The sequence below is a fragment of the Psychrobacter sp. genome (assembly GCF_036731945.1).
Taxonomy (GTDB): Bacteria; Pseudomonadota; Gammaproteobacteria; order Pseudomonadales; family Moraxellaceae; genus Psychrobacter.
In genome coordinates, this window is record NZ_DAINDI010000079.1 from 1 (window position 1) to 11,358 (window position 11,358).

Genomic DNA, 11,358 nt, shown 5'->3' on the forward strand with positions numbered 1-11,358 from the left:
AGCCTGTTGTTGAGTCTGAGCCTGTTGTTGAGTCTGAGCCTGTTGTTGAGTCTGGCGAAAATGATTCTCAATTAGCAGTACAAGTGGATGATCCGCGTACTTTATTACGCTGTGCGCCGCAAGAACTAACGGGCGAGTGGACGCCAGAAAAATGGGACTACTGGCTACAATGCGCCCGCGAAGCTGGTAGTTTGGCGCCCGATGAATTGGCACTGGCACGTCAAGGGATGATGACCGGTCACTGTAACGATAAAGCCGTCTTTGTCACGGCGGTAGATAGTAAGCATCTGCAAGCTACTTTTCAGCAGTTGGCAGCGAAACTACAAGAACAGTTTACGCAAGCAGACATTAGCTTGCAGATAGATGGTAGTATTATGCAAGCCGACGATAAAACGCCTGAGCGCCGTCAACAAAAACGCCTTATTGAAGCGCGGGCAGTGGCAGAGTCTAGATTGCTTAATACGCCCGTTATGCAGTATTTGACGGAGCGCGGTGAAGGAAAAATGGGTAAGGTTCAGTTATATTAAAGCGTTCAGTTATATTAAACAATGTTCAATTTTATGATTGGCAATCTTTAATCAGTAAACCTTTATATATTTTATTATAATTCTCCAAATATCAAGGCGATATCAATTTATCGCCTTGATATTTTTCGTTTTATTATTGACTAAATAGCTTTGGATGACTAACAGAGTTATAGTAAAAAACTGTAAGATTTATTATAATCCGCTATAATGGTTAAGTTATATTAAAAACTAAAAAGCAGCTTAGGTGGAAATATGTTAGATAATTTACGTGGTATGGCTGTGTTTGCCAGTGTGGTCGGACACGGCTCTTTTAGTGGTTCAGCTCGCGAATTGGGTATTACGACCAGTGCGGTCAGCCAACAAATACGCGCTTTAGAAAACGAGCTTGGCGTAGTACTCCTGCATCGCTCAACTCGTAAGCTTAGCTTAACAGAAGCGGGCGCCAGCTTTTATGAAGCGGCAAAAGATGTGGTCAGTGCCGCTGAACAAGGGCGTATTAAAGTCAATCAATTACGTGATGAGCTTGCTGGTAGTTTGCGTATTGCAACGACGCCTGAGCTTGGCGTTCACCATATTTTGCCCGCTCTATCGACTTGGATGTCGGCGCACGATGACCTTAGCATTACTTATTTTGCTGATAATCATTATATCGATATGATTGATGAGCGTATCGATATTGCGGTACGTATGAGCCCCAATATCAATGATTCAACCTTAAGCAATCATCCGTTATCTGATGTGCGTCAAATGTTGGTTGCCTCACCGCAGTATTTACGTCAGCATAAAAAGATTGAAACGCCAAAAGATTTGGCAGACCATCAACTGATTTGCATCGATATTATGAAAGATGCTAACTATGTGGAGCTTTCTCAAACGGAAACGGGTAAAAAAACGCGCATCAAGATGAATTCACGTATTCATACCAATAATGTTTTTATGGCGATGACCTTGGCAAAAGAAGGCCATGGCTTGATTCGCATCATGGAAATGGATGTCAAAAGAGAGCTTGAAAATGGTAATTTGGTCGAAGTGTTAACGGGCTATCAGCTACCAAGTTTTGTGCTATATGCCGTCACCTTAAACCGTGATCAACAGCCTGCAAAAATCACCCGCTGCTTAGAAGTGTTAAAAAAGTACTTTCACGCCAATTAAGTTAAGTATTTAGTAATGTCTGATTAAAATGCTTTTAAAGTGTTAAAAAGCAAAAAGCCTATAGATAATGTATCTATAGGCTTTTTCTAGTTTTAAATTTTGGTTAATCCAGACGTTTAAAATGAGGGTTTCAATAAATTAACCAAACGCTCAACCACTTGTGAGCTTTCATCACGGCTCATATTAAGCGGCGGCAATAGACGAATCACATGCCCGCCTGTGACATTAATGATTAATTTTTGCTCATCACGGGCACGGTCAACCAATTTGCTACAATCCATCTCTTCTGGCAGCGCGATACCAATCATCATCCCTGCGCCGCGAGTGCTAACGCCATATCGTCCAAGCGCATTAACCACGCCTTCACGGATGAACTGTCCTTCGGTGACGGCATTGTCCATGATACTGTCATCAGCAAGCACTTCATAAACGCTATGTACCACACGACTGGCTAGCGGCGTGCCACCATAGGTTGAGCCGTGACTACCGGCGCCAAACAAGCCATTGGCACGTCCGCGTACCATGCAAGCACCGACTGGAAAACCATTGCCTAAGCCTTTGGCGGTCGTTAAGACATCAGGGCGCGCATTGCTATGCTGATAAGCAAAGTATTTGCCCGTACGACCGTTACCAGTTTGCACTTCATCGAGCATAAATAACCAATCATGACTATCGCATATAGCTTGTAGTTGCTCAAGATACGTAAAGCCATTCGCTGCGGTATTCAAACCACCTTCGCCTTGTATAGGCTCGACAAATACCGCACAGATATCATCATGGTCTTGAGCGGCTTGTTCAATCGCGGCGATATCACCAAAGGGCACACGGATAAAGTCTTCATCCAAGGTATAAAAACCTTCACGGGCTTTAGGGTTGGCAGTTGCTGATAACGACAGCAGGGTACGACCATGAAAAGACTGTTCCATCACGATAACTTTTGGGCGTTTAAAACCTTGCTGATGCGCATAGAGTCGTGCCAGTTTTAATGCCGCTTCATTGGCTTCAGCACCACTATTAGCAAAAAATACGCTGTCCATTCGCGCGGCATTACATAGAGCTTCGCCAGCGCGCTCTTGCCAGTCAATACCAAATAAATTACTGGTATGCACCAAGGTTGCTGCCTGCTGCTGAATAGCTTCAGTTACCTTTTGATGACAGTGCCCCAAGCCGCATACTGCGATACCTGTCAAAGCATCTAAATAAGGCGTTTCATCTTTGGTATAAAGCCAACTGCCTGAACCGCGGGTGAAGCTGATTGGTTGACGATTATAAGTGGGCATCAGGTAAGTAGCAGACATGTAAAACATCCTTGGAATGATAAAAGGTTAAAGGGCTAAAGAGATTGGGATTAATTAGAGCTCGTCAGAAAACGGCGTCGATTCGGCAGGTAAGGTATATTCTTCGTTTGCCCATGCGCCTAAGTCGATAAGCTTGCAGTGATGACTACAAAATGGCTTATATTTATTGTCTTGCCATGCAGTTTGATTGCCGCATTCTGGACAAGGATAGGTTTTGGGTAAAGGGCTGGTATGGTTGTGGCTGTTGCTAGAAGTAGATTCAGTCATAATAAAAGTAGGTACATCCTATGGGCTATCAATAAATGCTGTCGTTTAAGACAGTGCTTCTAATCAATAGCGAGTATGAAAAATGTGGGTTTTCCAGATTTATAAGCAATGGCCCTGCGGCATTAATAATTGTCGTTCGATAAGCATGGAGGTTGTATTACTATTGAGCTGGATTGACTATATAATAGCATGCGACCGGATAATGACAAATGACAAATCCCTTAAGGATAGTAGATGACTGACAATCTTGAGCTTTCGCATCAGCAGCAGCGTGCTTTTCAACCCCAAAAACTTTCAGCACCGCGTGATTTTATGACTCCAGAAGTATTGATGAATAAACAGCTGCCCTTGGTATTGGAGATTGGCGCAGGGAAGGGCAAGCATGCGCTTAGCTTCGCACTGCAACATCCTGATAAGCACTTGATAGCCATCGAGCGTACGCGTAATAAATTCGATGCTTTTGCTAAAATGGCAGCGCAGCAGAAATTAAGCAATCTCAGTGCAATTCATGCGGATGCCATCGCTTGGATTGTCCATGCCATTGTGCCAAACAGTATCGAGCGTATCTTTATCTTATATCCCAATCCTGAGCAACATAACCCTAATCAACAGTGGTTAAACATGCCTTTTTTTGAATTCTTGCTTTCTCGTTTGCAAGTAGGCGGAGAAGTAGTGCTGGCGACTAATATAGAGGCATATATGGATAATGCAGAGCAGCAAGCCAATGAGGTCTGGTGCTTACCGAATACGCGTCATAAAGTCGCTAGTGATAGTCAGCGTACACACTTTGAAGTCAAGTATCTAGCGCGCGGTGAAACTTGTTGGCAGCTAAACATGCGTAAGCCTGAGAGTTATCAAACCAGATTCGACAATTGGCAAGCGAGTAATAAAGAATAAGAAATAGCCTAAGTAAAAAATGCATTGTAGTCGAAATTATCGAATAAAAAAGTAAGGACAAAGAACAGAAAACAAAAAATTATTATTAGTAAGGTAATTATATAAAATAGCCTAAGCAAATAAAAATAAAACATAAAAAGACCGCCACAAAAAGGCGGTCCAAAAAATATCAACTTTCTTATACTACAAAAAAGGCTTCACCAATTTATTAGAATCGGTATGAGCATCTAATACTGTCAAAAAAGTATAAGCACCGATAAATTTTCTACTGATAAACATAAATTCTTTAGGCGGCAGGTTAAACTCAAAAGACTGCATCGCTTGCGTGGCGTTATTTGAGAGGCGAGTATGCAACTTACTGTTCGCCCAGATATAACGCTGCTGTTCATCCAAACAGTTATTAGGAATATCAGGGTTTAAAGTAGGATCACTAAAGGGTTCTGTCGCTAATAAAAACAATGAAGCAATATCCGAGCGTACTTTATCGCTCATGCTATCAAAGAAGTCATAACCCGTCATGGCTCGCTTCATCGCTTGATGGTCATGACGATATCCGGCGCGTAATAACCCGTGCGCAATCGTCAGTAGGTTGTTATCGAATTGGCGAATGGCACCAAAATCTAGCAATACCAGCTTATCGATTTCGTTGTCATTGGCAGCGACACGAACGAGGTAATTGCCAAAATTGGGATCCGTTTGCATCTCACCCCAAACGAAAATCTCTTGCATCATGATTTCGATAGCCGCTTGACCAATAGCGTTGCGGCGCTCATGTGACAATAATTGTAGCGCTTCCGAGACCACCGTAATACCTGGCTCATAAGACATGCATAACAAGCGTTTGGTTGAGTAAGTACGATTGATTTTGGGTACGATATAACGTGGGTCGCCCAGTAAGCGCTCATAAAAACGCTCTGTAGTCGCCGCTTCCGCTTCGTAGTCAACTTCATGATGGAGGAGGTCACGTATCTCTTCAAACCATGCATCGAGGGCGCGTGTTTGCGGTACGATATTACTGACTTTTAATAAACGCTTAAATAAAGCTAAGTCGGAATTGATGGCATCAGCAACACCCGGATATTGAATTTTTAACACCACTTGCTCGCCCGTTGCCAACACTGTTGCGCGATGCACTTGGGCAAGGGAAGCGGTACCAATAGGAACGGGATCAACTTCTAGCTCATTTAACTTCGCGCCCAATAATTGACGTAATGTGACCTCGATTTTTGGCCATGCTAAGGTGGCGGTATCGTCATTGAGCGTTTGCAGGGCACGCGTGATTTCGGGCGGTAATATATGTTCGCCATAAATTGCCAGCATTTGGCCAATTTTTACCACCGAGCCTTTTAATTTACCCAGCTCTTCTGCCAGATAATGCGCCTGTTCTTCCATAAATATTTGATTGCGCGCCGTACGTGCTTCTTTATTCAAAAACATACCAGACACACTATTACCTGCCCAACGACGACCGATATTTAAGGAAGTTTTCGCAATAGACATCCGACGCTCAAACCCTGAGGTCTTCAGGTTGTCGATGGATTGCTTATTATTAGACGGTTTATTATTAGAGGGTCTAGAGGTATCATTTGCCATAAATATAATCATTCATCCGGTTGCTATTGATGTGCGGGCGTAAACCGACAATACAAGGAGATGCGACGTACTGGTACAAAATTGTATCATATAATGGGTGGTAGATTGAGATGCCCGTGCTTAGCATGAACCGTTACTTTGTAAATTAACGTATGCTTATTAAAAGTAATTCTATGAATTGCTATGTTACATGCTACGACCGAGCATTAAAGCGCTCAAAATCAAGCGCCACAATAAATAGCCTTATTCTAACACTAAGCCGCCAAAGATAAATTTTAAAATACGCTCATAAAAAATGAGCAAACGAAAAATCCGACCTAGCATTACACTAGGTCGGATTACCATAAAAATAATATAAGAAAAACGATATAAGTTTTAAATTGGCTTAACCATATTAAACGTTTTCGCGCGCAATCGCATGGTGTCCGATATCACGGCGATAATGAGCGCCATCAAAACTAATCGCGCCTGTCACGGTCAATGCGGCTTGCTGTGCACCAGAAATGCTATCAGCCAATGCCGTCACGCACAATACGCGCCCACCATTGGTCACCACTTCTTTCTCATCACTATCATCACTAAGCGTATCGTTATTAGAGAAAGCCGTGCCAGCATGGAAAACTTTGACTGACTTTTGATTGTCATTATCCAACTCTGGCAAGCCAGTAATTACATCGCCTTTAGATGAGGTTTCAGGATAGCCTTTTGAAGCAACGACAATACCGAGAGCAGGGCGCTCATCCCAATTGGCTGCGGTTGGTAATTTACCCTCTAGCCCTTGTGCGACTAAATCAACCATCGATGATTGTAAACGCATCAAAATTGGCTGCGTTTCTGGGTCGCCAAAGCGGCAGTTAAACTCAATCACATACGGATCGCCCGCCTCATCAATCATTAGCCCAGCATATAAAAATCCAGTATACGGGTGACCAGCGGCTTTCATGGCATCCACAACAGGTTGGATAACTTGCGCCATTACCTTATCGTGAACGTCTTGGGTGACCACTGGCGCAGGAGAATAAGCACCCATGCCGCCTGTATTTGGCCCCGTATCACCTTCGAAGGCACGCTTATGGTCTTGGCTGGTTACCATCGGTAAGATGTTTTCACCATCTATCATGCAAATAAAGCTGGCTTCTTCCCCTTGCAAGAATTGCTCGATAACCACACGGCTACCAGCATCACCAAATTTATTGTCCGCAAGCATATCGTCAATTGCTTCGTGCGCCTGCTCGATGGTTTCAGCGACGATAACGCCTTTGCCTGCAGCAAGACCGTCGGCTTTGATCACAATCGGCGCGCCTTGCTCATCGATATAGGCTTTAGCAGCAGTAGCGTCCGTGAAGCCTTGATAAGCTGCGGTTGGTATGTTGTTTTGCGCCATAAACTCTTTGGCAAAGGTTTTTGAGCCTTCAAGCTGCGCACAATAAGCGGTTGGCCCCCATGCTTTGATGCCAGCTGTGCGGCAAGCATCGACGATACCGGTTACCAATGGCGCTTCTGGACCGACAATCACCATATCAATGGCGTTATTTTGGCAAAATTCGATAACCGCACTGTGTTCGTCAGCATCGGCTGTATCTTTTAAGGTGACGTTTTGGCATTTGGGCTCAAGGGCAGTGCCAGCATTACCGGGGGCGACATAGATGTTTTGTACCTTGTCGTCTTTTGCACACTGCCATGCGAGTGCGTGTTCGCGACCACCTGAGCCAATCACCAAAATATTCATCATATGTCTGCCCTTAGCATCAAAATTCATTGTGAGTTGTTTGTGAGTTAGTTTTTTGGGAGTTAATAGCGAGCCAGCAAAATCTGCTGCAATATACTGCGGTATTCTAACAAAAAAACGCCATGATTGTCATGAGTATCCACCTGCCAGCAAGTTTTAGATGAGGTTAGGGTGTTATCGTCTTAATTATTAAAGACTCTCTCATTAACTGTCTCATTATCAAAGGTTATCGACATATTGCTGATTCATGAAATGATGTTGTACGCTTTTGCTAGACGCCGCAGTGCGTTACACTTTGATAGGTTGGCACTAGTAGATACCCATGATTGGTTATTGAAAAAACGAGAACGACAAACCTATAACAAAGGACAATGGATATGCCTCACAACTTAAATATCGCAAAAGAGCGGATCAGCCAGATAAGCGATATTGCCACCAGTTATGTACAAAAAGACAAATCGCTATTTGACCATTTTATTCATAGCTATTATCAGACGCTGCATCAAGAAGTGGCGAAAGATATCAGTAATATGGATTTGGCTGGTATGGCGCTACATCATTTCACCCTGCTCAAAGCCTATGACGGCAGTCAGCCGCAGCTTGCTATTTTAAACCCCATCGCGGAAGAGCAGCATTTTCATAGCTCGCATACGGTTATCCAAATAGTCGCTTACGACAGACCATTTTTGGTCGATACCATTTTAATGAGCTTGGAAGCAGAAGGTATCGACGTCCATCGTACCTATAATATTATTATTGGGGTCGAGCGCGATGAAAATGGCGATATTACTCATGTCGAAAGCGCCCATGAAAGCGACACCTCAAAAATGTCTTTGATTCATTGCGAAATCGCTTATCAGAACAATGACGAGTTGGCGGCATTAAAGCAGATGCTGCTGGCAAAAATCGATACCCTTGATATCGTCGTTGATGACTGGCAGCAGATACGCGGCAAGCTGACCGATATAAAAGCGGAGCTGGCTGGTCAAAATCTACCCGAAGTGTATTATTCGCCGCAAGAAATTCAAGCGTTTTTGGATTGGGTATTAGACGAGCATTTTATCTTTTTAGGCTATCGCGAGTACCGCTTAGAGAATGATGACAATTTAGACTTATTTGCCATTGGTAATAGTGGGCTTGGTCTGTTGCGCGGCGGAAGTGAAGATACGCTTTCAAAGAGCTTTGATGAGCTGCCCCATAATCTAAAAAAACTATTAACCGAGCCACGCGTATTGATGTTGTCTAAATCAAGCCGTGTATCACCCGTTCATCGCCCGGTATATATGGACTTTTTAGGCATTCATAAGTTTGATGACCATGGCAAGCTGATTGGCGAATATCGCTTTATTGGTCTCTTTACCGCGCAAGCCTATCAGCTAAGCGTACAACAGATTCCACTGCTACGTGAAAAAGCCAATAAAATCATGGCGATGGCGGATTTGCCACGTGATGGTCATGCGTATCACAAAATGATGCATGTGATTAATTCTTTACCGCGCGATGATTTGTTTCAAGCCAGCGTTGAAGAGTTATATCCTATCGTCTCTGGTATTAGCCAATTGCAAGATAAGAAAAGTTTGCGTTTATTTAGCCGAGTCGATCATTATCAGCGCTTTGTATCCTGCTTGGTTTATATTCCACGTGATAAATTCAATACCGAGCTGCGTATTAAAGTACAAAATGTCCTAAAAGACGCTTACGGCGGAACGTCATCTGGCTTTACGACGGAATTTAATGAATCTGAACACGCCCGCGTCCACGTGCATGTCCGTACGGTACCTGGTCAAGTAAATGAAGTGGATACAGCAGCGCTGCAAGATAAACTGTCGGCTCTTATGCAATCATGGCGCGATAATTATCAAAAAATGTTGCTCGATAATGTCGGCGAACAGCAAGCCAATGCCTTAATGCGCCGCTTCTTAAGCTATATTCCTGCAGCCTATCAAGAACGGTTTGATGCGCGGACGGCGGTCGAAGATACCAAACGTCTGGCGAGCTTAAGTGACGAGCAGCCAATGATTTGGCATTTATATCAGTCAACGGGCGGCGCCAGCAATCAGCTGCACCTAAAACTATATGGTCGCCAAAATCCTGTGATTCTCTCAAAAGTCTTGCCGGTGCTAGAAAACTTTGGCGTATCGGTCATTTCTGCCCAAACCTATGAGTTCGATTTGCCAGAGCAGCCGATTTGGATGCAAGAGTATGAGCTGGTATTGGAACATGTTGATACCATCGATATGCAAGTGGTACGCGCGCAGTTTGAAGACAGTCTTAAACAAATATGGGCAGGGCACGTTGAGAGTGATTCCTTTAATGAGCTGGTATTAATCACCAAACTCGATACGTATGATGTGGTGGTACTGCGTGCCTTATCGCGTTATATGATGCAAGCAAAAGCGCCGTTCTCTAGTGCTTATATTCAGCAAACTGTGGTAAAAAATAGTGCCATTAGCATTGCCTTAAGCGAGCTATTCGATGCGCGCATGAATCCTAAATACAGTGAAGAGGAGCGTGCCAGCAAAACCAATCAAACTCGAGAGCAAATTAACAGCGCCTTGGCTGGCGTCAGTAGTTTAGATGAAGATCGTATCCTGCGTTGGTATTTGGATTTGATTAACGCCATGGTGCGTACCAACTTCTATCAAAGAGAAGCGGATGGTCAACGTAAAGACCGTTTATCGTTTAAGTTTTTGGCGGCAGATATTCCAAACTTGCCCAAACCAAAACCAATGTTTGAGATATTTGTTTATTCACCGCGCGTTGAGGCAGTGCATTTACGCGGCGGCAAAGTTGCCCGCGGCGGTCTACGCTGGTCGGACCGTATGGAAGATTTTCGTACCGAAGTGCTTGGTCTGGTCAAAGCACAAATGGTCAAAAACGCGGTCATTGTCCCGGTTGGCTCCAAAGGCGGTTTTATCGTCAAGACCAAAACTATGGCTGATGGCCGTGAAGCCTTTCAAGCAGAGGGCATCGCCTGTTATCAAGCGTTCCTGCGCGGTATGCTGGATGTGACCGACAATATTGTCGATGGCAAAATTGTCCCGCCAGCCAATACGGTGCGTCACGACGAAGATGACCCGTATTTAGTGGTCGCCGCCGATAAAGGTACCGCTACCTTCTCAGATATCGCCAATGCCTTATCAAGCGAGTATAACTTTTGGCTTGATGATGCCTTTGCTTCAGGCGGCTCGGTCGGTTATGACCATAAAGCGATGGGCATCACCGCTCGCGGTGGTTGGGAGTCGGTCAAGCGCCACTTCCGTATGCGAGGTATGGACATTCAAAACCGTGATGACTTTACCGTTGTTGGTATTGGCGATATGAGTGGCGACGTTTTTGGTAACGGCATGCTCAGATCGACGCACACCAAGTTGGTCGCAGCCTTTAACCATTTGCATATCTTTATCGATCCAAACCCAGATACCGCCGCGTCTTATGTCGAGCGTGAGCGTCTATTTAATCTGCCGCGCTCAACGTGGGACGACTATGAAAAATCGCTTATCAGCCAAGGTGGTGGCGTGTTCTCACGTCAAGATAAAACCATTGCCATCAGTCCTGAAATGAAAGCGTTATTTGATATCACTGAAGATAGCCTTGCGCCCAACGAGCTAATCAGCGCGCTGCTAAAATCGCCAGTTGATTTGATTTGGAATGGCGGTATCGGAACTTACGTGAAAAGCGCCAATGAAAGTCATGCCGATGTTGGTGACCGCGCCAATGATGCCGTGCGCGTCAACGGTGGTGAGCTGCGGGCGGCGGTCGTTGGCGAAGGCGGTAACTTAGGCTTTACTCAGCAAGGGCGTATCGAATACGCACAAACGGGTGGGCGCATTTATACCGATGCCATTGACAACTCAGGCGGCGTCAACTGCTCGGATCATGAAGTCAATATTAA

At 44.5% G+C, this 11,358-nt stretch carries 7 protein-coding genes and 1 pseudogene; 4 read left to right on the forward strand and 4 right to left on the reverse strand.

All coding sequences use genetic code 11. From position 1 onward, the window contains the following. Both V7D75_RS12875 and V7D75_RS12880 read left to right on the forward strand, forming a co-directional pair. A pseudogene (locus tag V7D75_RS12875) lies at positions 1–527 on the forward strand (DNA polymerase III subunit gamma/tau); the annotation flags it as partial. A 252-nt stretch (positions 528–779) separates the two neighbouring features. Beyond that, complete coding sequence (locus V7D75_RS12880; protein ID WP_333614873.1) at positions 780–1,679, forward strand: LysR family transcriptional regulator; 900 nt, start codon at positions 780–782, stop codon at positions 1,677–1,679. A gap of 116 nt (positions 1,680–1,795) precedes the next feature. Here the strand turns inward: V7D75_RS12880 and V7D75_RS12885 are convergent, their stop codons facing one another. Next, positions 1,796–2,977 (reverse strand): aspartate aminotransferase family protein, encoded by a 1,182-nt coding sequence (locus V7D75_RS12885; protein WP_333614874.1) that lies wholly within the window; start codon positions 2,975–2,977, stop codon positions 1,796–1,798. A 54-nt stretch (positions 2,978–3,031) separates the two neighbouring features. After that, on the reverse strand, positions 3,032–3,244 hold the full coding sequence (locus tag V7D75_RS12890) for a DNA gyrase inhibitor YacG (RefSeq protein WP_333614875.1): 213 nt from the start codon (positions 3,242–3,244) through the stop codon (positions 3,032–3,034). Positions 3,245–3,478: 234 nt separating this feature from the next. Here V7D75_RS12890 and trmB point away from each other — a divergent pair, with 234 nt between their 5' ends. Next, the gene (trmB, locus tag V7D75_RS12895; protein WP_333614876.1) at positions 3,479–4,141 is read left to right on the forward strand and encodes a tRNA (guanine(46)-N(7))-methyltransferase TrmB; all 663 of its coding nucleotides are present in this window, start codon (positions 3,479–3,481) and stop codon (positions 4,139–4,141) included. A 183-nt stretch (positions 4,142–4,324) separates the two neighbouring features. Here the strand turns inward: trmB and V7D75_RS12900 are convergent, their stop codons facing one another. Both V7D75_RS12900 and purD read right to left on the reverse strand, forming a co-directional pair. After that, complete coding sequence (locus tag V7D75_RS12900) at positions 4,325–5,734, reverse strand: ABC1 kinase family protein (protein ID WP_333614877.1); 1,410 nt, start codon at positions 5,732–5,734, stop codon at positions 4,325–4,327. Between the two features lie 394 nt (positions 5,735–6,128). Then, on the reverse strand, positions 6,129–7,463 hold the full coding sequence (purD, locus tag V7D75_RS12905; protein ID WP_333614879.1) for a phosphoribosylamine--glycine ligase: 1,335 nt from the start codon (positions 7,461–7,463) through the stop codon (positions 6,129–6,131). A gap of 377 nt (positions 7,464–7,840) precedes the next feature. On the opposite strand from purD, the gene V7D75_RS12910 reads away from it, so the two are divergent. Next, on the forward strand, positions 7,841–11,358 hold a 3,518-nt coding region (locus V7D75_RS12910; protein ID WP_333614878.1), incomplete at its 3' end, for an NAD-glutamate dehydrogenase.

What these genes read in the sequence shown, in the direction of transcription:
- V7D75_RS12880 (WP_333614873.1), top strand. Translation starts at nt 780, where the DNA reads ATGTTAGATAATTTACGTGGTATGGCTGTGTTTGCCAGTGTGGTCGGA.
- V7D75_RS12885 (WP_333614874.1), bottom strand. Translation starts at nt 2,977, where the DNA reads ATGTCTGCTACTTACCTGATGCCCACTTATAATCGTCAACCAATCAGC.
- V7D75_RS12890 (WP_333614875.1), bottom strand. Translation starts at nt 3,244, where the DNA reads ATGACTGAATCTACTTCTAGCAACAGCCACAACCATACCAGCCCTTTA.
- trmB (WP_333614876.1), top strand. Translation starts at nt 3,479, where the DNA reads ATGACTGACAATCTTGAGCTTTCGCATCAGCAGCAGCGTGCTTTTCAA.
- V7D75_RS12900 (WP_333614877.1), bottom strand. Translation starts at nt 5,734, where the DNA reads ATGGCAAATGATACCTCTAGACCCTCTAATAATAAACCGTCTAATAAT.
- purD (WP_333614879.1), bottom strand. Translation starts at nt 7,463, where the DNA reads ATGAATATTTTGGTGATTGGCTCAGGTGGTCGCGAACACGCACTCGCA.